This window comes from Pontimicrobium sp. MEBiC01747 (assembly GCF_053601635.1).
Map to the genome: position 1 here is coordinate 1 of NZ_JBSHNS010000453.1, position 13,642 is coordinate 13,642.

A 13,642-nucleotide genomic window follows, 5' to 3' on the forward strand; every position below is an offset into this window, starting at 1 on the left:
GGGTCAGACTCTAAAGCGATAGACTCACTATTTTCTAAGGCTTCAAAAAACACATCATCTAATCTAAAAGCAACCTTTTTGCTTACATGCATGGTACCATATATATAAGAGGGTTTCTCAAGACCATTACCAGAAATTTCCCAAAGTAAACTCTTTTGTTTTTCTTGAGAGAAGCTTATTAAAAAGGAAAACAAGGCTAGGTATAGAAGTTTTTTTGTCATTAAAAAGTTAGAATAGAATTGTAAATATATATAGTAATAGTGTCAAAAATAATTTGAAAGTTACAAAATACGGTTTAATTAAGATACTTTTATAATATGCTTTAAGTACTCTTTCTTTATTTTGAACGTTTAATTTGTGGGTGTATTATAATTTAGAGTTGTATTTTTGTTATTAAGTATGTTTTATTGAATGTCTAGTGTATAACCTTCCCTTACCTAATAATTAAATTAACAGTGATTTTGTCTGTACTTTATAAGGTAATGCGAATTAAAAGAAAAAGAGTGTAAATGAAAAAAGGCGTTTTACTTGTTAACTTAGGTTCTCCAGATAGCCCAGAACCAAAAGATGTTAAAAAATATTTAGGAGAATTTTTAATGGACGAGCGCGTTATAGATGTTCCGCTATGGGCAAGAACATTGCTTGTAAAAGGAATTATTTTAAACACAAGACCAAAACAATCTGCAGAAGCCTACAAAAAAATATGGTGGGATAATGGTTCACCGTTAATTGTCTTATCTGAAGAGCTAAAGGACAAAGTGCAACAACAAGTAGAATTTCCTGTTGCATTAGCTATGCGTTATGGTAGTATGACTATTAAAAAAGGACTTCAGGAATTAGTAGACAAAGGAGTAGAGGAAGTAATGTTAATTCCATTATATCCACAATTTGCAATGGCTACAACAGAAACAATATTAGTATTGGCTGAAGAGATACGAAAAACAGATTTTCCAGATTTAAAAATAGAATCCTTACCTGCATTTTATAATGAGCCAGAATATATAGATGTACTAGCAAATTCTATAGAAAGGCATTTAAAAGATAAAACATACGAACACGTATTGTTCTCTTATCATGGTGTTCCAGAGCGACATATAAGAAAAAGTGACGTTACAAAATCGCATTGTAAAATAGATGGGAGTTGTTGTAACACACCATCTAAAGCACACGAGTTTTGTTACAGACACCAATGTTATGAAGTTACTAGATTAGTAGCCGAAAAGTTAAATTTAAACGAAGCGGCTTACTCTACATCTTTTCAATCGCGCTTAGGGTTCGATCCTTGGTTACAGCCATACACAGATAGAACTATAGAGCGTTTGGGTAAAAAAGGTGTAAACAGTATGGCAATTGTAACACCCGCATTTGTAAGTGATTGCTTAGAAACCTTAGAAGAAATAGCGATGGAAGGCGAAGAAATTTTTCATGAAGTTGGAGGCGGAGACTTTACAACAGTGCCATGCTTAAATACAGATGCAGCATGGGTTTCTCTTTTAGCAAAATGGATTAACGAATGGGCAGTAAAACCTGTTGCTACGGTATAATTTATTATGGGAGCATATTACTATTACATCAAAGCATTACACTTAATTTTTGTAGTAACTTGGTTCGCAGGGCTGTTTTATATTCCTAGATTATTTGTATACCAAATAGAAGCTTTTTATAAACCCTCTCCAGAAAAAGAGATTTTAGGAAAACAACTAAAACTTATGGCAAAACGGCTATGGTTTATTATTACATGGCCCTCTTCTATATTAGCTACTTTATTTGCTATTTTATTATTAATATTAAGGCCTGGTTATTTAGAGCAGCCATGGATGCATGTAAAATTAGGTTTTGTAGTACTGTTAATAGTGTACCAAATACAAACACATGCATATTACAGGCAATTACAAAACGACATTGTTAAAAAGAGCTCTAGTTTTATGAGGTTATGGAATGAAGGCGCAACCTTTATTTTATTTGCAGTTGTGTTTTTAGTGATATTGCAAAACGCTATCAATTGGATTTTTGGAGTGGTAGGTATTTTTGTTTTAGCAATATTATTAATGTTAGGCTTTAAGCTATATAAGCGTATTAGGGAGAAAAATCCTGATGCTTAAATAAGTTTAAAATCTATTTCTATAAATAGTGGTGTGATTATTGTGTCGAACTGTATAAGCTATTTAAAAAACATACATGAGATTAAAAAAACTATCCTTACGAGTACGTATCTTTATTGCAATGATATTGTTAGTATTGTTGTCTTCTATACTTATCGCAGCCGTAGCAATACATCAATACAATGAAGAAACACAAGATTACAATAAACAAAGACTAGAGCGTAAAGAACGTGCTATAATAGCAAGTTTAAGCTACGAATTAAAAGAAACATCTTATGAAATTATTCCAGATAAGGTTTCTTTAATTTTTAAAGAAGAAGTTCATAAAACAGCAGATATACATAATCAATCTATTGATATTTATGATTTAGAAGGGAGCTTTTTAATATCCTCTAAAGCAGAATTAAACGAGAGAGCAGAAAAAAAATGTCTCGACGCAGAAGTTTTAAATGCACTTTCAAATACTGCCGAACATCGTTACGTAGAAAAACGACAAGAAGGAGAAGACACTTTTCTGTCCTCTTATATTTACATATTAGATAAACGGTCTAAGCCCTTAGCAATAATTAACTTACCCTATCTTGAAAAAGATGAGTTTTTGGCAAAGGAGTTAGATGAATTCTTAGAAAGGTTAAGTTACACCTCATTAATAGTACTTTTAATAGGTATTGCTTTAGCGTTCTTTGTTTCTAAATACATAACAAAATCTTTAAAAGCAATAGGAGATAAATTACGCGAAACTAGGTTAGAAAAGCGAAACGAAAAAGTAGTTATAGAAAATATGAGTGAAGAAATTTCTATTCTTGTAAATTCATATAATAGTATGATTGATGAGTTAGAAGAAAGTGCTGTACAGCTTGCCGCAAGCGAAAGAGAACAAGCCTGGCGAGAAATGGCGAAACAAGTTGCGCACGAAATTAAAAATCCATTAACACCAATGCGTTTAACAGTACAAAGCTTTCAGCGTAAGTTTGACCCAAATGATGAAAATATACACCATAAATTAGATGAGTACAGTAAAACGCTAATACAACAAATAGATACAATGAGTAAAATAGCTGGCGCATTTTCAAACTTTGCTAAAATGCCGGCTCAGCAAAACGAAATGCTAAATGTTGTAGAAGTAGTACACTTATCGTTAGATATATTTAATGAAAACTACATTACATTCCAACCAGATAGAGAAGAATTAATAGCAAAGTTCGATAGAACACAATTAATACGTGTAGTAACAAACCTAATTAAAAACGGTATACAAGCCATTCCAGAAGGGCAAGTTCCAAAAATAGTTGTAACAGTATCTGAAGAAAATGAAACAGTAAAGATTAAAGTGTCAGACAATGGAGTAGGTATTACCGAAGAGAACAAACCTAAAGTTTTCGAGCCGAAATTTACAACAAAAACAAGCGGAATGGGGCTTGGATTACCAATGGTAAAAAATATTGTGGAAACTTATGGCGGAACAATTACCTTTGTATCTCAAGAAGGAAAAGGCACTACATTTACAGTAGCCTTTCCAAAAGGATAGAATCTGTTTAAAAAAATAAAATACTAATTAAAAAAATTCTCTATTAACAGGGAATGTAAAATATATTTTACAATGAACTACGAAAATATTTTAACCACAACCGAAAAAGGAATTACAACAATAACTATTAACCGTCCAAGCAAATTAAATGCTTTAAATAAGGCTACAATTAATGAGCTACATAATGCTTTTAAAGCAGCAGACGAAGATGCAAATAGTAAAGTAATTATTATTACAGGAAGTGGAGAGAAAGCTTTTGTAGCAGGAGCAGACATTAGTGAATTTGCAGACTTTAATGTAGAAAATGGAGGTAAATTAGCAGCAGAAGGACAAGCACTATTATTCGATTTTGTAGAAAACTTATCCACACCAGTAATTGCAGCAGTTAATGGATTTGCATTAGGAGGCGGATTAGAACTAGCAATGGCAGCACATTTTAGAGTAGCAAGTACCAATGCTAAAATGGGATTACCAGAAGTCTCTTTAGGAGTTATACCAGGATATGGAGGAACACAACGCTTACCTCAATTAGTAGGCAAAGGGCGCGCTATGGAAATGGTTATGACAGCAGGAATGATAGATGCAGATAAAGCATTAAGTTATGGTTTAGTAAACCATGTTGTTGCACCAGAAGAATTAATAACATTAGCAGAAAAAATTGCCAGCAAAATTATGCGCAACTCCTCTGTGGCAATTAGTAAAGCTATTAAAGCAGTAAATGCAAACTTTAAAGATGGTGTAAATGGGTATGGTGTAGAAATCGAGCAATTTGGAGAATGTTTTGGTACCGAAGACTTTAAAGAAGGAACAACAGCCTTTTTAGAAAAGCGTAAAGCTGAGTTTCCAGGAAAATAAATCATTTGTTAATAACATAAAATATAACATCTGTTTTTTGTTTTAATATTTTGTAATTTCACAGAAATTATAAAATATGTTGGATAACTCTATAATAAAAGGACGTGGTGCACAGCTAAATGTTCATAATCGTTTTTTCGAATTGCAACACGAAACACGTGATGATTTTTTAGAATTTTGTGCGAAGGAAGGAGAGCAAGCAGATAAAAACAAGACCTTATATTTAGAGGTGTTTCCAAAAACTATAGTTAACAAAGTTACTAGTCCAGATGTTGGTATGACCTTTTCTTTGAACCCATATCAAGGTTGCGAACATGGTTGTATATATTGTTATGCTAGAAATAGTCATGAATATTGGGGGTATAGCGCTGGGTTAGATTTCGAGAGACGTATTTTAGTTAAAAAAGACGCACCAAAACTTTTAGAACAATTACTTAAAAAGAAAAGTTGGAAAGCTCACCCTATTGTTATGTCTGGTAATACAGATTGTTACCAGCCAGCAGAACGAGAATTTAAAATTACGCGGCAATGTTTAGAAGTATTTTTAAAATACAAGCATCCCGTTTCAATAATTACTAAAAATGCATTAATACTAAGAGATTTAGATGTGCTAAAAGAGCTAGCAAAAGATAACTTAATAAGTGTAAACCTCTCCATTACATCCTTATCTGAAAACACGAGACGTATTTTAGAACCTAGAACAACCACGAGTAAAAAACGATTAGAAACAATTAAAATACTCAGTGAAAATAATATTCCAGTAAATGTAATGTTAGCACCAATAATACCATCTATAAACAGTCATGAAATTTTACCGTTAGCCAAAACAGTTTCAGAATATGGTGCACTATCTATAGCGCATACAATAGTTAGGTTAAATGGAGCAATAGGGCAAGTATTTTCAGATTGGATAAAAAAAACAATGCCAGACAGGGCAGATAAAGTATTACACCAAATAGAAAGTTGCCATGGCGGGACATTAAACGATAGTCGTTACAATAAACGTATGAGTGGAGAAGGTAAAATTGCCGAGCAGATAAATAATTTAATAAAGTTAGCGAGGTTAAAATACTTTAAAGACAAAACAATGCCAAAACTAAATACAGTATTGCATGAAACGTGTAAAGACGGGCAGTTAAAATTGTTTTGAGAACTCGTTTTTAAAATATTATATTTAAAACTTGTCGACACACTTCTCTTTTGTAGAAGCACTAGAAATGATAATTTGATAAAAATTAAATAGAAAAACAAATCTAAAGGAGTGATTTGTGAGGAATGAACAAATAGTATCGAGAAGTGTTATAATATTATTTCTTACCATTCCATTCTGCATAAAACTGCTCTAAAAACCCAAGCATATATTGGTGTCTTTCTAAAGCTATTTTTTTACCAGATTTAGTATTCATTCTGTCTTTTAACAGTAAAAGTTTTTCGTAGAAATGATTTATAGTAGGAGCTGTTGAAGCCTTATACTCTTCCTTAGTCATGGTAAGATTAGGTTTAATCTCAGGATCGTAAATAGTCCTGTTTTTAAAGCCACCGTAATTAAAAGTTCGTGCAATACCAATAGCTCCAATAGCATCTAAACGATCGGCATCTTGTACAACATCTAACTCTAGAGATTTAAATTTTTGTGCCACATTACCACCTTTAAAAGAGATGTTTTCAATAATTTGTATAACATGCTCAATAACTGTAGAGTCTGCATTAATACTAAATAAAAACTCTCTAGCTACTTTAGGACCTACAGTTTCATCACCATCATGAAATTTACTGTCTGCAATATCATGTAATAAGGCTCCAAGAGCAACAACTAAAACATCTACATTTTCATTTTTTGCAATAAGCATTGCATTATTATAAACACGCTCTATATGAAACCAATCGTGCCCACCTTCGGCACCTTTTAGTTGTTCTTTTACAAAAGTTATTGTTTTGGAAATATAAAAATCTGTCGTCATATTAAGTATTAAAAAAAGGAAAAATTAAAAGGTTATTTAATAGCGTTTTCAACAACAATAGCGTCCTTAATGGTCTGTTCTAAATTGTCTAAAAGAACTTTGGTTTCAAAATCACTAGCTTTTATAGGTTGGTGTACTTTAAACTTTAAATGCGCACCCAACCCCATAGGAAACTTACCGTACTTTAACGTTTTCCATGAATTATTTATAGATACAGGAACAATTAAAGCATTAGGAATATATTTAATAAGAGTTTCTAACCCCTTAGTGTGAAATTTTTTAGGGACACCATCTCGGCTTCTTGTACCTTCAGGAAAAATAACAGCAGCACGATTAGTTTCTGCAATATATTCTGCGAAATTTTTAATAGCTATAATAGCTTCTCTTGGATTTTTTCTATCTATTAATGCAGATCCGCCATGACGTAAATTATAGGAGACACTTGGTATACCTTTACCTAACTCTTTTTTACTAACAAACTTAACATGGTGTTTTCTAAAAAACCATATTAAAGAAGGAATATCACTCATACTTTGGTGGTTAGCAACTATAATAAGTGGCTGTTTTGTAGAAATAGTATAAGGATTATTAAAAGTGTATCTAGAACCTAAGATATTAAGGCAACGCATTAAAAAAAACTGAAGCCAATCGACACTTATTTTATGAGCTTGATAACCAAAAACATTGAAACAAAACCATTGAATAGGATGAAACACTAAAAGTGTTAATCCAAAAAATATAAAATAAATAATAGTTAAAGGATAAGCTAATAATTTCATCATTGCAATATGGTATACCTGCTTGTATTGTCAAAAATACACATAAAAAAACCACTACAAAAACAATGTAGTGGTTTAATATTTTTAATGCTAATTATAATATTAGCAATGCTCGTTATAAGCATCCTTAAGGTTTTCTGCAATTAATTCTGCCGGACGTCCTTCAATATGGTGACGCTCTAACATGTGTACTAATTGTCCATCTTTAAATAAAGCAATACTTGGCGAACTTGGTGGAAAAGGTACCATATGTGCTCTTGCTTTATCTGTAGCTTCTCTATCTACTCCTGCAAAAACAGTTACTAAATTATTAGGAGATTTTGCATTTTTAGTACTCATTATCGCACCAGGCCTTGCATTGGCAGCTGCACATCCGCAAACAGAATTAACAACAACAAGAGTTGTTCCTTCTTTTGCTATAGCAGCATCAACAGCATCTGCTGTATGTAATTCTTGGAAACCTACATTTGTTAAATCTTCACGCATAGGTTTTACTAATTCTGCTGGATACATATTTTCTATATTTTATGTTTATTAATTCTAATCTATGCAAAGTTAATCAAAAACCATGCAATACTTATTTATATGTTGCATTATAACTTTTATGGTGTCATAAGGTCAGTCTATAGTTTAGTTTTTTAATATTTATGGCTACAAATCGTAACAAAAACATAAAAGCAACAACAAACAAAATATTATATTTACAGACAGAACATAATTATACATAAATGGGTGCATTAAAATGGATAGGTGCTACAATAGGTTGGTCTTTTGGAGGGCCAATAGGAGCAATAATAGGTTTAGCATTAGGGAGTTTAGGAGATGCGTTTTCTTCAGGAGATAAATATATAGAAGAAGGACAGCCTAGAACTAGTAGACCAGAGTACGGACAACGACGTAGTTCTAGAAATAGACCTAATTATAGATCGCAAACACAACGTCGGTCTCAAACAAAACCTGGAGATTTTGAAGTAAGTTTACTTATACTAGCCTCAATAGTTATTAAAGCAGATGGAAAACAAGATCAGCGAGAGTTAGATTATGTGCGTCAGCAATTTGTAAACATGTATGGTAAAGAACGCGCTAATAATGCCTTTAGATTATTTAAAGAAATAAACACGCAAAAAAATATACCTACCCGTCAGGTTTGCAAACAAATTCAACAAATGATGGATCATGCATCACGTTTACAGTTGTTACACTTTTTATTTGGTATTGCTAAAGCAGATGAAATGGTTACAGAAGATGAGGTGCGCCAAATATATACCATTGCTGGATATTTAGGAATTAGCTCTAGAGATTACGAAAGTATAAAAGCAATGTTTTACAACAGTGCAGACAATGCCTACAAAATATTAGAAATAGATAAAAAAGCAACGCCAGACGAGATTAAACGTGCATACAGAAAGATGGTTAAAAAATACCACCCAGATAAAGTTGAACATTTAGGAGAAGAGCATAAAAAAGGAGCAGAAGCTAAATTTAGAGAAGTACAAAAAGCATACGAGAGATTACAAAAGGAACGTGGCTTTTAATAGCGACAGAAACCTTCCATAGTATCTTAACCAATAATGTTTTTTTAAGTCATTGACTTTGTGTGTGTAACAAAAAAACGGATTTTGATACATATAAGTAAAAGAAGTTTAATTGTATAAAAAATAAAACATGATTCATAAAGGAGCTTTAGTATTAGGTGTATTAATAGGCGCAGGAATTGGTGTAATGCTTGCACCAGAAAAAGGAAGTGTTACCCGAGATACCCTTAAAAAAGAAGGTAAGGATGTAAAAGATAAACTAGTAAAAGATTTTAATGAGGTAAAAGATGATTTATCTAAAGCAGCAGTTTCTGGGAAAGAGAAACTTAAGCAGGAAATGGAAGATTTAGCCTCTAAAACAAGTTATAAAACAGAACAAGCCATTACATTTTTAGAAAAGCAATTAGCTATTTTAAAAGAAAAGAATAAAACACTACAAAAAACGAGTTAATTATTATTGTATCTCGTTATGAAAAACCAGCATAAGGTATTTAGACCAAAGCAATGGAGTAACTTAATCTTGCTTCTGGTTTGTTCAGCTTTTGTTGCATTAGGAATTATGGCATTAAAAGATAAGCCATTTCTTGGGTGGTTAGTAATTACTTTTTTTGGACTTGGAGTTATTGTGTCTTTAATTCAATTTTACCCTAATGCTTCATATATAAAATTAAATAAAGAAGGATTTGAAGTTAAAAGCTTGTTTCGTGCTCATTTTACAAAATGGTCTCAAGTTAAAGATTTCAGACAAGGCTATATCAGTGGAAATAAAATGATTTTCTATAATTACACAGATGAGCATAAAAAATGGAATACAGGGAAAAAAGTATCTAAATTTTTGTCTGGAAACGAAGGAGCATTCCAGTCAACCTATAATATTTCTACAGATAAACTTATGGCGTTAATGGTAGATTATAAACAGAAAAGTAAATAGTAAAGTAAAGGTAAAGGAGCTGAACAAATTTAAATAATACTAAACCTTTTAAAAAAGAACTATATTCTTCCTCGCTTTCAAATAAATAGTGTTTTATCTTTCAATTCAATTTTACGTCCATCTAAATCTTGAATTAAGGCTATAAGCCCCCATTCTGTTTCTTTAGCTTTAGATAGTATTTTCCAACTAGAATTTTCCAACTCATTAACTTTTGTTTTCAAGTCTTCTATTTCAATTCCAAGTCTTAAAGAATGATCTGCTTTTTCCATGGATTTAGTTAAAGGGTAGATTTCAAATACAAAGTCATTATACTCAGAGGAATAGTGAAAAGGACCATTGCCGTGTCGGTGATAGTTAAATTCAAATCCAAGCTTTTCGTATTGGTTTTTCAATAATCGTGGATTTGCTGTTCTAATAACTATTAAGTTTATTCTCATTGATTGTTTTCCTTATTAAATCATTTTAGCGTCATTGAAATAGTTACAAGTTAACTTACATATCTCATTTAGTATTATAAAAAAATGCTTTATAAAAATGTCTTAAGGTGTTTAGATTTACATAATTTGTTCCATAGAAACTTCCTTCAAAAATACATTTTATTTAACCTATTTACAGTTTCAAAAGAACAAGAATTCTGTTTTTTTAAGAGCACATCTATCTCTGCAAAAAATGCAACAATATTGTGTGTAAAAATAAAAACAGTGTTTTTCCTGTAAAAAAATAGGTCTTTCAACTTTCTATAAATAGGTTTTTTAACCTGCTATTAATATAAATAGTGGAAGTACTTTTAATTCTCGCAATTAAAGCTATTAATCCATAAAAATTCTGTTCAATGATTTTTGAAATCTTACAGATTATAACCGAAGAAATAAACGATTACTTTGAAGTAAGTACGGTCTCTTTAGAGAACATTGCTAATATAGAGCAAGAAGGAGAAGGAGATTCTAGTGGTGTTATCCTTACACTACTTAATATGAAAGAAGAGTATACACTAAAAAATCACTCCAACAATCAAGTTAACGGTACAGAAGTAAATTATAAAAACCCTAAAATTAATTTAAACCTGTATGTACTATTCAGTGCTAATAATTCTACTTATACAGAGTCCTTAAAAAGCATCTCTAAAGTAATGCAGTACTTTCAAGGAAAACGGGTGTTTACACAAGAGAATACTACGTTTTTAAGAGAAGGTGAATTAAGTAATGTTAATAATTTTAGGTTTTTGGTGGATTTGTTTACCCCATCGTTTGAAGAGCTTAATTATATATGGGGAACATTAGGAGGAAAACAATATCCATCTGCAATCTATAAAGTATCTCTAATAGAAATAGAAAGAGAAGTTACTCTTAAAAAAGGAACAGTTATTTCTGGACTTAGTAATGATTTAAATAATAACTAGGTATGCAGTATAAAACACTATTTAATATAAACATTCACCACGGTTATTTTTTGGATAATGGACAAGAAAAGTTCCTTACCTCCAATAACAATAATGCAATGAGTGATGAAGAGAAAGAAGAAGCATTAAAAAAATATGACTTTTCAAAGTACCTTATAGTTTCTCCAACTGCAGCAACCACAGAAATACTAAAAAACCACCGTATGCTCTATAAAAAAGATAAACAAGGTTTTAGAGTATTAATGAGTACTATAGAAGAAGTGCAAGATAAATTTGCGCCAATAATAAAATTAGGAGACGAGTTAACATTAACCTTCGAGCTAAAAGCTGTAGACCCATACTTTTATAACTATACCCAAAGTACAGGTCTTGATAATGATAGAATGTACTTGTTTACTAATAAAAAACCAGCAGGAGAATCTAATAGTTTTGAAACCCTTTTTGAAAATGGAGATGGTAAAATAGACTCTAATTTTTTACTTAAAGAAGTATCTACAAGAACATTAATAAGAGCTATAGCAGAAGAAGATGAATTAATTACAGATCAATTCTCTATAGTAAACGAAATTAATACTATTGAAACCGATGATACCTTAACTAATGGTGAAAAAACAAGCGCAGTAAATAGCCTTCTGGATACTATTATAAAAAAACGAAAGAAAAAAGGCGTAGTGGGCTACGTAAGGCTAACCATAAAAGGAGACGATAATACACAAGACTTATTAAGTTTTGAAGGGCTAAAGCAATACGCAATAAATGAACATCCAAACTTTATAATCAGTTTTATAAATAAGAGAACATTTTGGAGATTCATTAGCCTATCAGATGGAGCAACATTAACAACTAAAAATAAAAAATGGTCCTCTAAAAATGGCTATGTAGAAATTAATAGCTCAGATTTTTTACCAGCAGGACTAGACCCTCCAACTACAAATCCTAGCGATTATAAATTTCCAAATCCAACAGCAGAGATTATTAAAAAAGAGAATAATAAATATTATTCAGAAGTATTCATTTAAAATTAAATATTAAAAATTATGACATCTTACAAAACACCAGGAGTTTACATAGAGGAGATTGTAAAGTTTCCGCCTTCTGTAGCTCAAGTAGAAACAGCTATTCCGGCCTTTATAGGGTATACGGAAACAGCTATTAGAAAAGTTACTGGCGATTTACATGAAAGGCCAACACGTATTACTTCTATGTTGGAGTACGAAAATCATTTTGGTTTGGCAAAAGCAGAAACAGATATTACAGTAAATGTAATAGATGGCGTTGTGGCAGCAACACCACCATCGGCAGCAAACAAATCTCCATTTTTAATGTACTATTCATTACAGTTATATTTTGCTAATGGAGGAGGGCCATGTTACATTACATCTGTAGGACAATATGGAGAAGGAGAAGTTAATAAAGTATCTTCTGTTACAAAAGGCCCTTTAGATAACGGTCTTGCCGAAATTAGAAAAGTAGACGAGCCAACATTATTGGTTTTTCCAGATGCTACATCATTGGCAGATTATGATGATTTTTATGCCGTATATGGAGATGCATTAACACAGTGTAACGAATTACAAGATCGTTTTACAATTATAGACACATACTCAGATGTGCCATTTGCAAATAAAGTACCAGCAGATCCAGACATTCTACCAGATGCAGGGTTAAGAAATGGAATTTCTTTAGGAAAAGATTACTTAAAATATGGAGCGGCCTACTATCCGTTTTTAGAAACTATTCTAGATTACAGGTATGATGAAACAGCAATAGATGTAACCATTAGTACAACAGCACCTAGAAACCTACAAGCAGAAGTAATTAATATTTCAGCAAAAACTAAAACCAATAATTTAGGAAATTTAATAACAGAGCTAAAAACATTAGCAGACGATGTTAATGCTATTCCTGCAGGACCTAGTCAAGATACAGATGCAGTAGCTATGATTCCATCATTTATATCTAAAATAAATGAAGTAAAAGCAGAAATAGACAAAGTAAAAGGGCAGCTTAATGATGCATTAACCATTGCTAGTGAGGAACCAACAGCAGCAACCCAAGCTAATGCTTTAGATACGTGGATAACCAATGTTTTAGAACAATTAAATCTAGATTTAAACAAAACAATAGATCGATTAAATGCCGATACTACTAAAGCAACCTTAATTAAGGAAGTAGACTATTTAACAGCATCAGCAACAAATAATCCATCATTACAACGTGTATTAGGAACACACGACGATAATGTAGCAGCAGACGCTATAACAGATAAAGTAGATAAGTTAGACGATACTGGAGCAGGAGAATTAAGAGATCTTATTTCTGCATTACCAACATCTAGCGGAAGTGCAGTTGTAAAAAAATTAAACGTATTAAAGGATGAAGACGATCAAACCTATAATCGTATAAAAGCAGAAATAAATTCTATGCCAATAAAACTACCACCTAGTTCGGCAATGGCAGGAATATATGCAAGAGTAGATACAGATAGAGGCGTATGGAAAGCACCAGCAAATGTTGGCGTTACATACACAGTAAAGCCATCTGTACAAGTA

At 31.8% G+C, this 13,642-nt stretch carries 16 protein-coding genes; 11 read left to right on the forward strand and 5 right to left on the reverse strand.

The annotated features are described in order from the left end of the window. Window positions 1-221 (reverse strand): TraB/GumN family protein (locus ACVC2P_RS14835; protein ID WP_452599236.1); only part of this gene is annotated, 221 nt, incomplete at its 3' end. Window positions 222-509: 288 nt separating this feature from the next. Here ACVC2P_RS14835 and hemH point away from each other — a divergent pair. From hemH to ACVC2P_RS14860, 5 genes are all read left to right on the forward strand, one after another. Continuing rightward, window positions 510-1,544 carry a ferrochelatase gene (hemH, locus tag ACVC2P_RS14840; protein WP_452599237.1) on the forward strand — a complete coding sequence of 345 codons (1,035 nt, stop codon included), beginning with the start codon at window positions 510-512 and terminating at the stop codon, window positions 1,542-1,544. Between the two features lie 6 nt (window positions 1,545-1,550). After that, window positions 1,551-2,102 carry a CopD family protein gene (locus tag ACVC2P_RS14845; protein ID WP_452599238.1) on the forward strand — a complete coding sequence of 184 codons (552 nt, stop codon included), beginning with the start codon at window positions 1,551-1,553 and terminating at the stop codon, window positions 2,100-2,102. A 76-nt stretch (window positions 2,103-2,178) separates the two neighbouring features. Beyond that, window positions 2,179-3,630: an ATP-binding protein gene (locus ACVC2P_RS14850; RefSeq protein ID WP_452599239.1), complete on the forward strand. Its 1,452-nt coding sequence runs from the start codon at window positions 2,179-2,181 to the stop codon at window positions 3,628-3,630. A 72-nt stretch (window positions 3,631-3,702) separates the two neighbouring features. Further along, on the forward strand, window positions 3,703-4,485 hold the full coding sequence (locus tag ACVC2P_RS14855) for an enoyl-CoA hydratase/isomerase family protein (RefSeq protein WP_452599240.1): 783 nt from the start codon (window positions 3,703-3,705) through the stop codon (window positions 4,483-4,485). A gap of 76 nt (window positions 4,486-4,561) precedes the next feature. After that, window positions 4,562-5,635, forward strand: a complete 1,074-nt coding sequence (locus ACVC2P_RS14860) for a PA0069 family radical SAM protein (RefSeq protein ID WP_452599241.1) — start codon at window positions 4,562-4,564, stop codon at window positions 5,633-5,635. Window positions 5,636-5,792: 157 nt separating this feature from the next. Here ACVC2P_RS14860 and ACVC2P_RS14865 read toward each other — a convergent pair whose 3' ends face one another. The 3 genes from ACVC2P_RS14865 to ACVC2P_RS14875 all read right to left on the reverse strand — a co-directional run bounded on the left by ACVC2P_RS14865 (window position 5,793) and on the right by ACVC2P_RS14875 (window position 7,738). After that, window positions 5,793-6,446 (reverse strand): HD domain-containing protein, encoded by a 654-nt coding sequence (locus tag ACVC2P_RS14865; RefSeq protein ID WP_452599242.1) that lies wholly within the window; start codon window positions 6,444-6,446, stop codon window positions 5,793-5,795. A 32-nt stretch (window positions 6,447-6,478) separates the two neighbouring features. Then, complete coding sequence (locus ACVC2P_RS14870) at window positions 6,479-7,228, reverse strand: lysophospholipid acyltransferase family protein (protein ID WP_452599243.1); 750 nt, start codon at window positions 7,226-7,228, stop codon at window positions 6,479-6,481. A gap of 99 nt (window positions 7,229-7,327) precedes the next feature. Continuing rightward, complete coding sequence (locus ACVC2P_RS14875; protein ID WP_452599244.1) at window positions 7,328-7,738, reverse strand: BrxA/BrxB family bacilliredoxin; 411 nt, start codon at window positions 7,736-7,738, stop codon at window positions 7,328-7,330. 215 nt (window positions 7,739-7,953) lie between these two features. On the opposite strand from ACVC2P_RS14875, the gene ACVC2P_RS14880 reads away from it, so the two are divergent. The 3 genes from ACVC2P_RS14880 (at window position 7,954) to ACVC2P_RS14890 (ending at window position 9,691) form a co-directional block, all read left to right on the forward strand. Next, window positions 7,954-8,760, forward strand: a complete 807-nt coding sequence (locus ACVC2P_RS14880) for a TerB family tellurite resistance protein (RefSeq protein WP_452599245.1) — start codon at window positions 7,954-7,956, stop codon at window positions 8,758-8,760. 130 nt (window positions 8,761-8,890) lie between these two features. Continuing rightward, window positions 8,891-9,211 (forward strand): YtxH domain-containing protein, encoded by a 321-nt coding sequence (locus ACVC2P_RS14885; protein WP_452599246.1) that lies wholly within the window; start codon window positions 8,891-8,893, stop codon window positions 9,209-9,211. An 18-nt stretch (window positions 9,212-9,229) separates the two neighbouring features. Beyond that, window positions 9,230-9,691, forward strand: coding sequence for an STM3941 family protein (locus ACVC2P_RS14890; protein ID WP_452599247.1), 462 nt, complete (start codon window positions 9,230-9,232; stop codon window positions 9,689-9,691). Window positions 9,692-9,768: 77 nt separating this feature from the next. Here ACVC2P_RS14890 and ACVC2P_RS14895 read toward each other — a convergent pair whose 3' ends face one another. Then, entirely contained in the window at window positions 9,769-9,960 is a 192-nt protein-coding gene (locus ACVC2P_RS14895; RefSeq protein ID WP_452599248.1) for a hypothetical protein, read from the reverse strand. Window positions 9,961-10,523: 563 nt separating this feature from the next. Here ACVC2P_RS14895 and ACVC2P_RS14900 point away from each other — a divergent pair. From ACVC2P_RS14900 to ACVC2P_RS14910, 3 genes are all read left to right on the forward strand, one after another. Next, the gene (locus ACVC2P_RS14900) at window positions 10,524-11,090 is read left to right on the forward strand and encodes a DUF4255 domain-containing protein (RefSeq protein WP_452599249.1); all 567 of its coding nucleotides are present in this window, start codon (window positions 10,524-10,526) and stop codon (window positions 11,088-11,090) included. A gap of 2 nt (window positions 11,091-11,092) precedes the next feature. Further along, the gene (locus ACVC2P_RS14905) at window positions 11,093-12,109 is read left to right on the forward strand and encodes a hypothetical protein (protein ID WP_452599250.1); all 1,017 of its coding nucleotides are present in this window, start codon (window positions 11,093-11,095) and stop codon (window positions 12,107-12,109) included. Between the two features lie 18 nt (window positions 12,110-12,127). Then, window positions 12,128-13,642 (forward strand): phage tail protein (locus ACVC2P_RS14910; protein WP_452599251.1); only part of this gene is annotated, 1,515 nt, incomplete at its 3' end.

What these genes read in the sequence shown, in the direction of transcription:
- hemH (WP_452599237.1), top strand. Translation starts at nt 510, where the DNA reads ATGAAAAAAGGCGTTTTACTTGTTAACTTAGGTTCTCCAGATAGCCCA.
- ACVC2P_RS14845 (WP_452599238.1), top strand. Translation starts at nt 1,551, where the DNA reads ATGGGAGCATATTACTATTACATCAAAGCATTACACTTAATTTTTGTA.
- ACVC2P_RS14850 (WP_452599239.1), top strand. Translation starts at nt 2,179, where the DNA reads ATGAGATTAAAAAAACTATCCTTACGAGTACGTATCTTTATTGCAATG.
- ACVC2P_RS14855 (WP_452599240.1), top strand. Translation starts at nt 3,703, where the DNA reads ATGAACTACGAAAATATTTTAACCACAACCGAAAAAGGAATTACAACA.
- ACVC2P_RS14860 (WP_452599241.1), top strand. Translation starts at nt 4,562, where the DNA reads ATGTTGGATAACTCTATAATAAAAGGACGTGGTGCACAGCTAAATGTT.
- ACVC2P_RS14865 (WP_452599242.1), bottom strand. Translation starts at nt 6,446, where the DNA reads ATGACGACAGATTTTTATATTTCCAAAACAATAACTTTTGTAAAAGAA.
- ACVC2P_RS14870 (WP_452599243.1), bottom strand. Translation starts at nt 7,228, where the DNA reads ATGATGAAATTATTAGCTTATCCTTTAACTATTATTTATTTTATATTT.
- ACVC2P_RS14875 (WP_452599244.1), bottom strand. Translation starts at nt 7,738, where the DNA reads ATGTATCCAGCAGAATTAGTAAAACCTATGCGTGAAGATTTAACAAAT.
- ACVC2P_RS14880 (WP_452599245.1), top strand. Translation starts at nt 7,954, where the DNA reads ATGGGTGCATTAAAATGGATAGGTGCTACAATAGGTTGGTCTTTTGGA.
- ACVC2P_RS14885 (WP_452599246.1), top strand. Translation starts at nt 8,891, where the DNA reads ATGATTCATAAAGGAGCTTTAGTATTAGGTGTATTAATAGGCGCAGGA.
- ACVC2P_RS14890 (WP_452599247.1), top strand. Translation starts at nt 9,230, where the DNA reads ATGAAAAACCAGCATAAGGTATTTAGACCAAAGCAATGGAGTAACTTA.
- ACVC2P_RS14895 (WP_452599248.1), bottom strand. Translation starts at nt 9,960, where the DNA reads ATGGAAAAAGCAGATCATTCTTTAAGACTTGGAATTGAAATAGAAGAC.
- ACVC2P_RS14900 (WP_452599249.1), top strand. Translation starts at nt 10,524, where the DNA reads ATGATTTTTGAAATCTTACAGATTATAACCGAAGAAATAAACGATTAC.
- ACVC2P_RS14905 (WP_452599250.1), top strand. Translation starts at nt 11,093, where the DNA reads ATGCAGTATAAAACACTATTTAATATAAACATTCACCACGGTTATTTT.